The 14,680-nt window shown below is 52.2% G+C and carries 6 protein-coding genes; 1 reads left to right on the top strand and 5 read right to left on the bottom strand.

The genetic code is table 11. The features are described 5' to 3' along the window. Nucleotides 1-150: 150 nt before the first annotated feature. Nucleotides 151-402, bottom strand: a complete 252-nt coding sequence (locus tag BLS41_RS20770; protein ID WP_216350622.1) for a helix-turn-helix transcriptional regulator — start codon at nt 400-402, stop codon at nt 151-153. A 1,126-nt stretch (nt 403-1,528) separates the two neighbouring features. Here BLS41_RS20770 and BLS41_RS39090 point away from each other — a divergent pair. After that, on the top strand, nt 1,529-1,690 hold the full coding sequence (locus BLS41_RS39090; RefSeq protein WP_171910281.1) for a hypothetical protein: 162 nt from the start codon (nt 1,529-1,531) through the stop codon (nt 1,688-1,690). Between the two features lie 725 nt (nt 1,691-2,415). Here BLS41_RS39090 and BLS41_RS20765 read toward each other — a convergent pair. The 4 genes from BLS41_RS20765 to rdrA form a co-directional block, all read right to left on the bottom strand. Further along, the gene (locus tag BLS41_RS20765; protein WP_074768224.1) at nt 2,416-7,308 is read right to left on the bottom strand and encodes a hypothetical protein; all 4,893 of its coding nucleotides are present in this window, start codon (nt 7,306-7,308) and stop codon (nt 2,416-2,418) included. An 81-nt stretch (nt 7,309-7,389) separates the two neighbouring features. Continuing rightward, nucleotides 7,390-7,530: a hypothetical protein gene (locus BLS41_RS39085; RefSeq protein ID WP_171910280.1), complete on the bottom strand. Its 141-nt coding sequence runs from the start codon at nt 7,528-7,530 to the stop codon at nt 7,390-7,392. A gap of 1,213 nt (nt 7,531-8,743) precedes the next feature. Then, a complete protein-coding gene (gene rdrB, locus BLS41_RS20760) occupies nt 8,744-11,470 on the bottom strand; it encodes an antiviral RADAR system adenosine deaminase RdrB (protein WP_083380037.1) in 2,727 nt (908 codons plus the stop codon). A 3-nt stretch (nt 11,471-11,473) separates the two neighbouring features. Continuing rightward, complete coding sequence (gene rdrA, locus BLS41_RS20755; protein ID WP_074768222.1) at nt 11,474-14,050, bottom strand: antiviral RADAR system adenosine triphosphatase RdrA; 2,577 nt, start codon at nt 14,048-14,050, stop codon at nt 11,474-11,476. Nucleotides 14,051-14,680 lie beyond the last annotated feature (630 nt).

The raw sequence follows: 14,680 nt of genomic DNA, 5'->3' as shown, positions 1-14,680 counted from the left end.
AGCTTACATGCAGGAAAACCGCATTGGTGAGACGGAAGCGCCGTTCGCAAGATTTTATGTGCGAGACATCCGGTGTGACCTTGGATATGACCGCGCGAGATCATCCCTCGCTCCAGTAGCCGTCGCCGCGCCGAAGAACAACACGGAAGACTATTTGCTTCTGCCGGAGTTCCGTGTGCGCCCCTGCGCGAGTACACCCTCGACTTGCCTGAGCAAATCACTAGGCGTGCTGTCTAGCGCCCCTGCGAGCCGGAACAACATCGTCAGTGTGGGCTGATGCTGTCCGAGCTCAAGCATGCTGACATACGTGCGACGGATTTCGGCGTCCAGCGCCAACTGTTCCTGCGTTAGCCCTGCACCCAGCCGGCGCTCGCGCAGGACCTGTCCGAAGGCGTGCGGCAATTCCAAATTTCACTCCCAGTGTAATGGGAGAAGGTTCTCTTTGGCGCTATAATTTGTCTTCCCAGTACACTGGGAATCACAGATATTTCGTTCACGATCTCATCTGCTCATCAAAGCTTCCGCTGGTTGGTCGTACTTTCAAACGGGCAGAATTTTTCTAGCATGGATCGATCCGGCTATTTATCTGTCAGGCAACCGCGCCTGCTGCATTTTTTAATTCACACGAAAGGCGGCTCACGCCCGTTAACTTGCATAACATGTTCTTTACCAAGCCCGAATGGTCGGCACCCTATCGTTTCGCCGGCGACGCCTTTAGCCGATGGCAAATGATGGGTGTTGCTTCTGCAGACGTCACCTTTCTGGTTCGTTCGGGAAATCCGGACGCCGACCCAGCAGATAGTTTTTCCTGGCTGGTGGCAGGACCCGAGTCCCTCATACAGTTACTCACTCAGTTTCAGATCCGCACACCCGAGGTTTTCGCACTTGGCGCCACAGAGCTAGTGCAGGCCAGACAGATCTGGTCATATTCCGGACGGGGAAAATCCACTGCCCGCTTCTTTACGTACGTTGATTCATGCGGCAGGAAGCTCCCGTGTACAGTAAATCAGCCTGATCCGGGAAATGCCAAGGAGCATTCGTTAGTCTGGGATAGCACAACGGACGCCGCATTTATAGATCAGCAAGGCACGGTATCTACGTTCTGAGTTCGCCTGCTACGGCAAGTCGTCCGCGCACAGCCTGCACGATCCGCAAGATATCGGTCCATTCACGCGACCGAGGGCGAGCGGCTTTTGCTGGTACTAAAGCGACGTAAGGCGATCTTTCGCTTCCGTCTGCCGGCTATGGTCAACATCGTGCCGCCAGGTAGTATCGAACGATATCTCGCCAATGGGCTCGCCGTCACAGCCGGCAAGCCGTACGCAGAGCGCCCCGTGCTCAGGCACGAGGGTGCACGCGAGATCAATCACATGGCTGAGTTGAACGCCTCATCGCCGATGCCCGTACAAATCGGCCTGACGACGCAGTCCTGCCGACGGCCGGCTATCCGATCATCCACACGAAGGGTCAGCGTTATCTCGTCAATAGTCCGTTCTGGATCGACCAGCCAATCAATTTGCGGAATGGCGTGAGCACCATCGCCGAAGATTCGGAGGTGCTCGACAAGCACGATCGTTTGGCGAGCACGCTGTGGGAAACGTCATTGAAGGAGAATGAAGCGACGCATGAGCTACAGCGAATGATTGGGCGGTATTCGGCCGTTGCAGACATCGCCACCCGTTCGGTCTAACGTCCGCGGCCCAAGGGAAGCCGACCTTGGAGGCATCGCTCGGCACGGCGGCGGCCTACAGCATCAACTCACACTCACTCCCCAGAACTGACGGCCGTCACAATGCACTTTTAAGTACTGACGGGCTAGTCTGCTTAGACTTCCGCCTCGATGTCCCGCTTGATGAACCTGCAGTTGGGAACATTCCCATCGCGTTGCGCGGCAACGGTAGCGGCAAGAATAGTCAAGACCAAAAAGTTGGTCCCACGCAAGTGATTTATCTCCTTACGCCTCAGCCTGACGTCCTTTACCCTTACAATCCGCTCCTTTTCTTCAATCTGAAGTTGACGTCCTCGGAAAGCGCTCTCATTGGCCCATTTTGAGCGATCGAGATCAGCTCAAACGGCCGACCGCAATGGCATACGGAGATCGAGTCGGAACACACAGATTGATCTTCGTCATACCGCACAGCTAAATCGTCGTCTTCGAACAAGCTGAGAGAAGCCGCTTGGATTCAGCGGCCTGCACTTCGTGGATACACGGCTACATTGTCATCCGGACAACGCGCTACGGCCTTCTGCTGACGTCGTTTTGCCCAGACCCAAACGAGTTAACTGGCGGTACGCTCCTTCAAACACTTCACATTGAAAATGTGTGCCTTAATATTGCGCAGGCGCTACCCAGACAGACCGCTGTCTGGGACCCGTTCAGCACGCTCTCGCTAACGAGTAGCGGTATCTGAATTACTAAAGGCTAAAGCTGGATCTATGCAACTTCTGTCCTTGCCAAATGCGGGTTTCGCGAGACAGAAGGCGCGTCACGGCTGACCATTTTTCCTTTGCCTGTGATGAGTCCATCTCGGATATTTCCGACAGACGCATCCCTCCGATAGAACCGGTCGAAGTTCCGAGTCGTAATCCGCGGCTCTCGGAGACGATCCATCGATCATGAATTGGATGCTTACCTTCAGTGCCGTAGCCAATAACATAAATGTCCGTCTGGGGCGGACTTCCGTCGCACATGTCGTCCCAAGCGTCGCGGAACGCTTCTTCGGGGGAAGCACCTTTGATCGCCCGATTTGTTTCTTCCTTGCTGGTCAGCACCACGATCTTCTTGTTGGGAGCATATTCGGCGATTGCCTTGATTACATCAAGATCATCAGGTCCAAAATACGGATCACTGATATATATTTGTTCATCATTCAGATTCGCCAACCAGTCACGAAGGCGAACGAACAGCCGCTCGCGATCGCCAGGGCCAACAATAGATTCCGCTGAATCGAGTAGCGAGGAGCGACGGCCGCCCCCGCTCCGGTTAAGAAGGCTGACTGAAACTTCCGCAGCACTACATACATTATCGAAGAGCTGTGGTAGTGACTTATGAGCAATCTTCTGGTTTGACTTTCGAAGTGCACTCTCGATGATCCACAGCCAGACCGGATAACTGAGTGGAAAAGGAAAATGCTTGCTCTTATTTGCCAGCTCCATGAAAAGTTTTGGCTGTTGAGCGTAGTTCCTTCCCGCATTCATCGCGCTAACGTTTCTCATCGCAATCTCTGTGAGATCCATCAGGCTGTGATTTTGCAAATTAAGTCGGCTGACATCTGTTGCCGCTTCCTTTCTTGCTTCAAGCAACTTGTGATGTTCTTTCAATAGCGACTTTGGCCCATCGGTCGCTTCGTCATCATCCAGAATCGATATCATTTCATCTACAAACGAAGGATCAATGTTATGAGCAAGATCCAGCATGCGTTGACGCTTGTCCATCAGTCCATCATCATTAAAATGATTGGACGCCTTCATTGCTTCCTTGAGAAGTGATCTACATTTAGGTTTGTCAAACGGTTCAATTACTTCTGCGACCCATTGATAGCGCTCGATCCGATCTCGGTCGGAAGGAATATTTTGTATGTCCCTTTTGACGCTCTCGAACCATACGCCGTCTGCGAATGGACCTGCTCCGCCGGAGCACGATGCAACCATGCTGACGACGATGACCCTGTCCGCGCCGTTGCAAATCGCCTTGGCTCGATTGAATAAATCAAGCCATTGGTTATTGTTCCGCTGTTTCGTTTCGTGAATTTGACAGCGCAGAATCTCTGCGAGACAGGCGATCAGAAACCCCTCATGCTGAATGTTTTCCTTATCCGGCAACTTCTCTTCGACGATCTTTCTGAGGTCGACTAGAATGTCAGCTACCTGGTTACGACGAATGGCACTTCTATTCTTTTTCGCCTGAAGGCTATTGCACAATCTTGAAACATTGTTGTAAATAACAGAATCTTCCGTCATCAGTTTTATTTGCGCAAGGACAGCCGTTGCTCCCGCGTAGGATAGTTCGAACTCCGTCCGATGACGCTCCTGGTAAAAATTAGAAGGCAACATCTTCCTAAGAATTGTCTTTGCGATGGAATCTCTCACGTCGTCGCGAGTCTCGCGCGGGATACCTCGCTCTATTCGCGCATTTGCTGCGTCGGACGATATTAGATAAAGTAACGGCGCGACATTAAAGAGAACCGTTTGTTGAAGAACCACGTTAGTTTCAAAATTCACCGTTAGAAGCGGCTCAATCTTTTTTTCAACAACTCGCTGACTAAGGTCTCGATGTTGCGAGTAGAAGAGTTGCACTCCCACTTCCGCCCATATCTGGGCCTGCTCATCGAGAGCGGGAATGCTTTCGACAATAAGCGATAGTCTTGCAAGTGCAGCGTCAAAGTCGTGAGGGCATTCGGCCACGTAACATGCGAACACCCTCCCCGCAAGCCCCGCGACAAGGAACAATTGAGTGCTCGCCATACTAGATGGCGCACCCGATTGCTTGGATTCTTCTCTTACCATATCGAGCCACCGTTCTGCGTTGCTCCGATCTACAATGGCGAGCTCGCTTACTACCCAATACCCAACATTGACGCGAAGCGGTGAATCGGAGATATCACGCCATACATTGAGGGCATCTTCGAGGAGTGTAGTAGGCTTTCTCAGTGACGCAGAAGTGTTGATGATCTTGTATGTCAGAATCATCGCTTGCATTCTGCGCGTACTATGCATCACCCGCTTCCACAAAATTAGGAGGCGAGGCTCTACAGGAGCATTCTGGTCAACTTTTTGATCTCTAGATATCCGGTAAAGCAGGAAGAGAACCAATTTCTCCCGCTCCTCCATGTCAACCACGCTTTCGATTCCGGCCACTACAATCGCCACGTGCTTGTTGTAGGTTTTGTTGACAGCCAAGGACCGCACGACCTGCGCAAACCCTTTGTCACGACGAGCTCGTGTGTTGAATCGGCCAACTAGCTCTAGGGCTTTGTCGGGCGCGGCCATGCAGATAGCCCTGACAGCGTCAACGGCTGCAACATAGTGCTCGGCCGTCTGTGCGAGCAAGAGATCAGTGGCTTCGAGTAGATGTTTTGTGGTCTCGGCAATGACGCCGGTTCTTTCTTCAAAAGAATCCTTATCGCGAAGTAGACCGGCGTGATACAGCATCCATGCGTAACAGGCTGTCCGGATGCCGACATCAGAAACACCATGAACCTGAGCGAAGAGATCAATAAGATCGGCATCAACGGCATCCGTCTTCCAGCGCTGCTTGCCTCTTAAAAGCAGCATCTTGAGTCGAACAGCTTCTTCAGAAGTCCCGTGCCCAACCAGTTCACTGCTTTGCGCATCGAGCCGCGAGATTACACGATCCGAATCTGGATGGTCTGAGATGTGTGGAACAACGATCGCAATCTCCCTGAGGTCTTTCAGTTTAGGAGCCTTCGATGTATCACGGAGAACAATATCCAGAGCGACGAGAGCTATCTCGAACGCGCGCGGGTTCTTTCGGTGTGCTTCGAGCCATCGTTGAAGAAGAAACAGTTTGTGACTTTCTTCAAGATGAGAGACACGATCCAGAACATCATCCACACTCATGTTCTTCACGAGAAATTCTGCCGCGTCAAGGATGGGGCGCAGATCGGCCGCCGTTTCTGTGCGGGAGGCTGATTCGCCTGATTCCTGACCTCGGGAACCCAGCCCGTCTACTCCCTCAGGCTGTGACGCTGCGGATGAGTCCAGTTTTCTCGACTTTTTCCGTCCTGCCTTCTCCAGAATTTGCAATGCAAGATCAAGATCCACCTGAAGTAACTCCGCGGCGATACTGATCAGCAACGGCTCGGAGAGTTCGTCCTCTAGTTCCGAAAGCAGATCCTTAAGGGCAGCGATGACCTGCTCAGGCACTGCTTTTTCTTTTTTGGCAAAACATCCCGCGGCCGCTGCCAACTGACGTAGCCGCTCCTCGGCCGTGGCGGCGGTCAACGCCAGCGCCGCTGCGCCGTCGTCTTTCCCAAGGGACAGGAGCGCCTCGATTTCATAGTTAGAAGTAGCTGCCAATGTCGTCCCGTTGATGGCGGACTGTATTAGCGAGAATCGCAGTTCAGAGAAAGTATCATCACCTTTGCGGGCAGAAACAACACCATATTCGGCATGCCGATTCAATGATCGCAACGAACTCTCATGTGCAAGTAGTCGGGAAAAATGCTCTCCCGAAAGTATGCGTAGAGCCTCCGCGTGCTGGCCAGCAGCGAGAAGTTGTGAAGGTAACGAAACAATACCGTCTCTCTGCTCCTGCAGGTCAAAGAGGCGGTTGATCAGTTTGTCTTCCACTGACTTGCGCATTTCAAAGAGTTTGTCTGCAATAAACCGTTTTTGCGCTTCCGACCGAACTGACCATAGGCCTGCGGCTGTCGAAACGAAACGGAAGCCAGCAAGTTTTGTATCAATCGCGTCGATTGACTGGTCAGTCAGGTCGCTGAGTGCGCTGCTCGAAAGCGGCGCGTGTGAAAACACAATCATGGCCAGCAGCAGCCTGGTTTCATCGTCAAGTTGCAGGGATGACCATTCATGCTCAAGCAGCTTCCCTGTGCTTCCCTTTTTCTCTGACAGCAAGTCGTCGATGGGTGTTCCATCAAGCAACAGGGTGCGCACCAGATGCAGTGATCCGATATTGCCGCCCGTGTATATGTGAAGCGCTCTCTGGTCATCCGACGAAAGGTCCAGATCCCGCAGATACGCTTCGCTCTCCAGCTCACTCAGTGAAAACGGCGGGATCTTAACAGCACCACGTTTCTGGAGATTCAGTTCACGATAGAGGCGATCACTTCCAGTGATAAGTATCTTGAACTCGGACTGAACTGCCGGAATCTGCGAGAATATTTCCTGCGTCGTTGTCCGGTCAGCCTTATCAGAATCTTCCAGCCCATCGATAACGAAAGTAATTGGATTCCGTCTACCCAAAGACTGAAGGCGAAGTACATATCGATGGAACAGATCCTCACCTACCGGCGGATCGATGTTGGAATCGGTCCGATTGACGAGATAATGGATCTGCTCACAGAGGGCCAATCTAAAGAATGACGATGAATAAAACATTGGGCTTCCGGTGGTAAGGAAGACTCCGATTGCTTTGCCATCATGCCGGTTCATGAACTGCGCGGCCAGTTCTGATTTACCAGAGAGCGAATCACCCTCGATGAATACGATGCTGTTGTTTTCGAAGGTTCGGTCAATGGTATCAAGAACATTGCTTCGTATGATTCGTTTGGCTGGATCCACAGGTGCGTTACGCGCGTGAAGGATGACGCTATCGATTTCCTGCTTCATGGATCTTGGTCTCGTTTAATTTGTCTAAAATGTGCTCTTGCGCCATATCCGGTCGCGGCGGTGCAACCTACGTAGCTGATTTCACACGCACCCCCGCATGAGTATTCCGAACAAGTGACGACACCCTAGCGCGTCGCCTGCTTCTTCAATCATTTTTTTCGCCGCGCTCAGCATATGCCAACTGATATTTAAATTGAAACCATTGCTGTTGACGTTTTTCATACGAGCTCGCTTTCGCTGAGAAACAATAATATCTGGGACGCGCTTAAATTCGAGAGCGGAGGCTATCGGATTTGGTGCCAACGGCGACACCCAAATCTCCCTATGTCTCAATACCATGCGTATTGCATACTCAACATGCATGCACCTATTCCACAAACTCGCTCAGCGGCGTGATTGTGTTGTAGCTATGGGATGATAGCCAAGTATCAAGCTGGACACACCAAACTGATATGAACTTTTTCGCTTGAAACGGCATAGCGTGTCGTAACCGCCTCGGGTGAACGAGAAGCGGATTTTTCTCCTGACAACCAGGCGCGCACCTGTCTATCATGTTGCATTAGAAGGGTCACTTTGGTTTCCACGACGAGCACGTCATAAGCGAAGAACATCGTGACTAAAAAACGTGCGCGGAACCGCTATCGCGGGGAGTACCATAAAAAAACTCGGCGAATGTGTAACGCGACGTCACAAGGCGCCGTCCGAAAGTGTCAACAGGGCTGTCGCCTTCAAACTCTTGTGCGCAATGCGTGACCCTGTCATTGCTGAGCGAAGCTGTGAGCAGTGTCACGAAATGTGCCGGCAAAAGACGCCGTACGGAGCCGAAGCCAGAAACTCTCCACATCGCGTCAGATCGCTGCGAACCAGCAAAAAAGCATCGAACGTATAGTGTTGAGCCGGCCGCCCAGAGGGCTGTGCCGCGGCTTTTGCTTCGGGAAAGAGGTATGCAATCAAAGGCGACGAGAGCAGACGTTTAAAAAACGCTTGTCCGAATGACCAAAGATGTCCCGAAGCCACCGTACAAACGACAACACTTGAATGTCGGCTAGGGCCGAGTTGAACGCAATAGGCTAACCTAACCGTCTTACGAAGGTGTCGTGCCGCGTCAAAGACTTGTGTATGTGGGTCGGCCACAGGCGATCCTCGGGTTAACCGGACTTAAAGCAACACCTTTGAAAGGGCAACAGCTGACCAGCTGAGCTTTTTTAACTCCGGATTGATAGACTGGTTAGTGCCCCTACCGTTGCACGAATCGGTAGCAAGGTAGCGGGCGAAAGCGCGGGAAGCTTGCTCCTGCGTTCGCCGTCGCTATTGGAGTATGACGTTCAGTACGGAGGTCCGCATCAATGTGGTGAAACGCCGTACTCCACCGTTTAATCAAGTAAGCTTATCTGCTCACACGCCATCTATCCAAGTACTCAAGATATTGCCATCTTCATAGGCCTGGAAACACCTGAAGGTGATTCCGATAAAACTGGTCGATGCCAGCCTGGCGAATGCGTTCCAACCACATCTCACTTGTCGTACGGGAGTAGCCCAAATCGACCGAAGCCTCCAGCAACAATGCATACTCCGTCCTGAGCGTCGTTGGCATAATGCCGGGATCATCCGTATTCACCAATACTTGAATGGGGCCGCTCCTCAATCCGAAGCGGTTGTAACGCTCGCCTTTCTCTAAACTTCGATCGTTAGGCGGGCTCCATCGAAAGATTGGATGCTCGCTATAGCTATTGAGACGGGCAATATAAACGTTTGAGGTTGGATTGGTTTCAATAATCAGACCCATTCTGTCGAAATTATGCAGAAGATGATCCTGAATTGCAGTTGCAAAGTCCAGATCTTCAGCCGTCTCGTAATCGTATAGAAACTCCCCGTCTATCGCTGTGCTGTCCCGTTCCAATCGTAGAGATAGATCGGTGTTGTCTTTAGCTGCAACCCGAACAAGTACGTCACGGACTTTTCCTTTAGGAGTTAATGAAAACGCGGATTCGCGTGCGAGGTAAATTGACTCAGGTGTTCCGTCGTTACTAGTCTCCCAGGCAGCCTTGAGCCTTGCGAAGTCAGGGACAGCTTGGTCAAGTAAATCATCTTGGATAGCAACGGGAATGTTTTCACGCATCGTTGTTGCGCAATTGCGCCGCAGTTGCCAGGCGCGATAAAGCGTATCAGGCGTAACCCCTGTGTCCCGTGTGATAATAGGCCTGTCCACGAAAGATCGATCGGGCGCCGAGTGAAGTAGCGGACCTGCCGATTGACCTTTCCCACCGCTCAGCCACGGAACCTCTCTTGCAAAGCGGGCGATCCGACGTTCGAGGCGCGGCAAAATCTGGGCTGCGAGCGGCAGTTTTCCAGAAAGTTCGCAAGCGTAGTGCCATGCCCATACTAGGTTGTCGAGATGTTCGTCAACTGGTAATACCATGTCTCCATGCCGGTCGGTCCAAACCTTGAGGTCAATACCGATCGCAAGGGCGTGGCCAAGCCGGTCACCACTTCGCATGTCACAGAATCGAACAGTTTCGTCAATATGGCGCATCCCAGATAGTGGATGGGCGTAATCCTCTCCTGCGTGAATGCTGAAATGAAATCCTCCGGCAGGACGTTCTCCATCGGGCCGCGTCAACATCCCGCTGCGCATCCACCGCAACATCGGAGCGAACAGCTCGATGCGGCCGACATTCTCATCCCCAGCCACATCGAGACCGCGTAACCATCGGGCCGGATGAAGTGCGACATTCTCGTTGATGCGCCCATGCAGGAATGTGTCCACATTCCAGCCAGCTTGACGTTCGAGCGCCCGGCGGAGCTCTTTCATCCTGGCCCATTGCAGTTGTTGATATCGGTTGCGTGTAAGCCGTTTCGGATTCGATCGCGACATATGCGCACAAAAATGCCAGCGATTCAGATGACCGACATAGAGATGGGTGCGCGGATCCAGAGATAAATCAAACCCATTGGCTCGAACAACCGGCAAATCCGGAGACTGTATCTCTGCACTAGCTACAAGCGCTTCGGCGACCTGTTGAGCGATTGATGGTCCAAACGCATCAGTTCCAATCTTGATTTCAGCAAGATCGGATTGGCTTGCAAGCAAGCGGCGAATTCGATCAACCGAATTCGCTCGAGCATTTCGTGGTTTCCTTAACGGCGCCGAATAGTAATCGTCTGCAAAGCGCGTCAACCCTTGCCCATCCATGATGATCTTACGCCGCAGCCCCATCAAGCCATTGATCAGGTAGCAGACTGCCGCGCGTTCGCAAAGAAGGGCTCCTGGGGCGCGAAAGAGTGACCAGAGATAAATCACGAGCCATAACCATGCCTGTGAGATCAGATCTGCATCGATAGCGTTTGCGAGATGAAACACAAGCCATTGTGAATCAACATTGCGGGTGACGATGCAGGCGTTTGCTACCGTTTGCCAGTCAAGCGGCAAATGCGTAGAACGGTCTGTATCAAACGACTCAGGCTCGACAGCCTGCCGAAGGCGGATACGAAGATCAGTCGTGCCGTCCGGCGTATTGTCTGATGAACGGCTAATCGTGCTTTCTAGGAGGACGCGAAGCACTCGTTGCAATCGTCGTACGGTCAGATGCTCCTTCTTGTCACGTACATTTCGATCAAAAAGCAATTGATCTGCGAGCACCAACCCGTCGAATGTTATCCCGCCCAGGTGAACGTGGCCTTCTGCGAAGCTGCGGTTAGAGGCTGCAGGTGCGAACATCGGCACTTGAGCCTCGACAATCCGGCGCACATCATTGGTCGAAGGTCGGACTGACTGATCGAGCCAACAAGCCAGATGCCATCCGGCGATCAAAGTCGGATCGACACCTGCCGCCAGCCGGGCGAAGCCTTGCACGCTATCTTCACGATACTGCAGCATGTCACCGTTGCGAACCATCAGTCGGTCGAACAGCTCATCCAGCACAGGAAGCGAAGGGGATGACAGAAATGTGCCAACTCCAGAGACAACCCGCTGAATATCGCTGCGCCGAAACTCGCGTCTGTGATCCTGCTCGAGTGTTCTCTCCAGCGCGTCAATGCACCGTGCGCCTAAAGCATCACTGTCGTAGTCAAGGTTGAGAAGGTATTTCTGCAGTTCGGATCTAATTTCCGAACTACCAAACAACCCCTCAATCGTCCGTTCGTGGAGGGAACGAGCTAACATGGATTAACGCCCGTTTTCAGGAAAAGCGCGTACAAACGCTGTATTGAGGGAATCAAATAATTCCTTATCGCTCGGGAACTGTTCGCCAAACATTTTCAATATGTCGTATACCTCGCTGCCACTTCCATATCGTTTCATTGCATTCGCAAAAGCTCGTACTTCGTCACGACCAATACTCCTCATGTGAAGTTTCTGCCTGATCCAGATCCTCGCCTCACCATCCCTGAATGATGGGGGAGCAGCGTATGTGTCCAAAAGGCTACGTAGAGGATGGTCCACTAAAACAGTCGTGAGCGCGCGGACGAACATCCCATAGCGCAATTTGCTGTTGCGGCCTCTGCCAAAGAATGGAGCGATATTCTGCTGATAGAGAAGACTGTTCTCAAAAAGCATGCCGTCTCCGATATTCACGCTAGCGATTACCTCCGGGAGGCCGAAAATAGGACCCTTCTCAAAGCTTCCGATGGCTGCCCAAAAGCTGTAGAAAGCTTGTCTCGCTGTCCAGAGTACGCGCATCCCTGAAAGTGGCAAAGGTTGCTGATTGCTTGTCAGCGGCGGGTTGAAAAGCCATGCTTGGTTCATCGTCTTGTTTATTGCGTTGTAGATCAGCCAAGGTGATACATGCCAGTTGGAAAGACCATGACTGGCGCGCCAATCGTTGATGTTTTGTGCAAGTCGCGAGATCGCTTCTTCGGTAGCGTGAGGGAGAGGTTCTTCATCATCAATTGGTTCGACATCGTTTCCCTCTTCAGACCACGATGCCTCCAGCGACTTCGTCTGGGCGAACTGGCTGAAGGAATAGAACGGTGGGCGTTGCATGATAATTGTGATATCGCGCTCATCGATATCTCGGATAAGGCTAGTAACAAGCAGTTCGATCACTCGCCCCGTGCAAGCCAGACTAGCGCGACGCGACGTGGAATAGAAGTTTCGATGCAGAACAAGATTCAGAAGCAGGCGTAATTCGTGATCGCCCGTTTCTTCGCTTATATTGTCGGTATAGACGGTTGTAGCACGCCCAGCCTCGGGCACAGGGTACGGTACGATCGCACGGCTAGGCAGTCGCTGTAACCAATTTTCGGGCGCGCGGCCCTTGAGTTTTTCACGCCAATCGCTCAAATCCGCGCCGCGGTCAAAACTCGGGAAATCGCGTGAATCGTGGCGTAGTGGCTGAAACAATGGTGTATCAAAGACACTACGCCATGTGTCGCTCTGAAAGGATGGCCTCTTCCAATGCTGATGAGCCAGGATGACCATATAGGCAGCCCCAGCATCTCTCTCGGTGCTGAAATGATCGCTCAGATCGCTGTACCACTCTTCGGCGATCTCTCGCAAAGGTGGTGGTTCGTTAGCGTGACGGACCTCTGAGTCGTAGACGGAACGATAGAATTCCTGATAAGCACTTGAATTCGCATTTCCCTGACGATATCCGGTCTGAAATGCGCCTACTGCCTCGAATGATGCGGCTGGACACTGCAAGGCACGACGGACTTGCAATCGGCTCCACTCCTTGTCGAGCTTTGCTGCAAGATCGGGAATCCGATCTTTGAGGCGAGACACGATCTGCGCCAGCGCGCGCAGACTTGGGAGTGGCACTGCGAGATAGCTGTTTTCCAGCCCATTTACCGGTCCGTTGAGTAAAGCCTCCAGCCAAGCGTGGAATTGTGGAAGTTTGAGGTTATTTTTTTTGTCGGCATCGCCCAGTTCGATGCTGGGATTTGCGATGTAGTCAGCTACCGATGGCATAGAAAGCCGGTATTGAAACGGGAGCACTTTTCGTTGGTACTCGACAGCGAGGGTATGTGCCCGTTCAAATGCTTCACGCTTCTGGTAATCCGTGTCCTTCATCAATCGTCCGTGAAAATCTCTCCACGTCACCTCATGATACAAGTCGAGATCACCGCTGAGGATAGGGAGGACGAATGGTGTGGTCAAGTAGCGACGGACTACTTCCAGATTCTCAAAAGCTCGATTCAACGACGTGTCCACGTCGTCGATTGTCAGAACCAAGAGCTTTTTATCGAGAAGTTTCGTGACACATTCGAAAAACCGATGAACCTCCTCGATCAGCTGGTGGTTCCCGATAAACGACCGGATCTTGTCGAGACCTCGTTCGCTGCGTTGCGACTGCATGCTCTCCAGCTTGTGCCCGAGATTTTGAAGTGTTCGTTGCAGCTCCTGCCGTTGAAGAGATTTTCGCTCCTGTGCTTCGATTACTTTTGTGTCCGAGAGTACGGCGGCGACGATGACATTAAGAAAGAGGTCATCCTCTGCGTCAAGAAGCGTCGGGTCGACGGGTTTGAGAATGTGAGTCTTTTTAAGGAGCGAGCCGTTTTCCTGTAGGGCCGCCTCAAGATTAATCAGCACCGAGCTTTTCCCCATGCCTCGTGCGCCGTGAATTAATACAGTGTTGTGCCGTCGATTGACTAGGAAGTCCCCGTTACTCGCGCCGTCTTCGGCTGCGGCCGCAGCCGCCTGAATGAATTGCCCGATTTTTTCGTAGATACCAGTCGCAAGCAAGTGTTCCCGGTTCCGGTATGAGCCGCTGTCTGTGTGTTCAAGTGGAATGTACGTGGTCATCTGATTATTTAATGATTTTCAGCAATTTCTATTTCTATAGATAGTGTGATCGCTCGAAACCAAATCCGAAGCGATGGAACTCGTACGAGTCACCGTGTGCACGGCGTGTCATAGCGACAGCCACGGCTGACCGGCACCGAGGCACACCATTTTCAATGGATAACTGTCCAAATGTCGGAACGGGTTGCGCCAACATGCACATGCGGATCGCGATCCAGATCTTTCTCGAGCTCTGCGGTGCCATGGGTTACGACGTTCGGCTGATGCGGGCTAACGAGCGAAGCGGAGTTGTCGGTGACCAATCGCGCGATAGCATTTGGACAAACCGAATTTCACCCATGGGAATTTTTTTATCTCTCATTATTGCTTGTATTGCCCCATGATTTTAATGTGTTTACGCACAGGTAGCGAAAGCAGGCAAATCGATGCTTTGGGCGCGATCATTGGTCACGAGGCGTAACTTTTTCGTGCCGACCCTATTGTCTATCGGCATCGGACGACTGTGACTTTAATGCGATATTGTCGATCCGAGCAGCGGTACGGCGCTGGAGCGCTTCGGCTCACGCGACGTGCATTCTAGGCAAAAATTTATTCAAGCTCGCATGGGCGGGACATGTGCTCCCGAACGAC

The organism is Paraburkholderia fungorum (genome assembly GCF_900099835.1).
Lineage (GTDB): Bacteria > Pseudomonadota > Gammaproteobacteria > Burkholderiales > Burkholderiaceae > Paraburkholderia > Paraburkholderia fungorum_A.
The sequence above is the reverse complement of the archived record's forward strand: the minus strand, read 5'-3'. Positions and strand labels throughout refer to the sequence as shown.

Excerpts from the sequence above, each read along its gene's own strand:
- BLS41_RS20765 (WP_074768224.1), bottom strand. The coding sequence starts at position 7,308 with ATGAAGCAGGAAATCGATAGCGTCATCCTTCACGCGCGTAACGCACCT.
- BLS41_RS39085 (WP_171910280.1), bottom strand. The coding sequence starts at position 7,530 with ATGAAAAACGTCAACAGCAATGGTTTCAATTTAAATATCAGTTGGCAT.
- rdrB (WP_083380037.1), bottom strand. The coding sequence starts at position 11,470 with ATGTTAGCTCGTTCCCTCCACGAACGGACGATTGAGGGGTTGTTTGGT.
- rdrA (WP_074768222.1), bottom strand. The coding sequence starts at position 14,050 with ATGACCACGTACATTCCACTTGAACACACAGACAGCGGCTCATACCGG.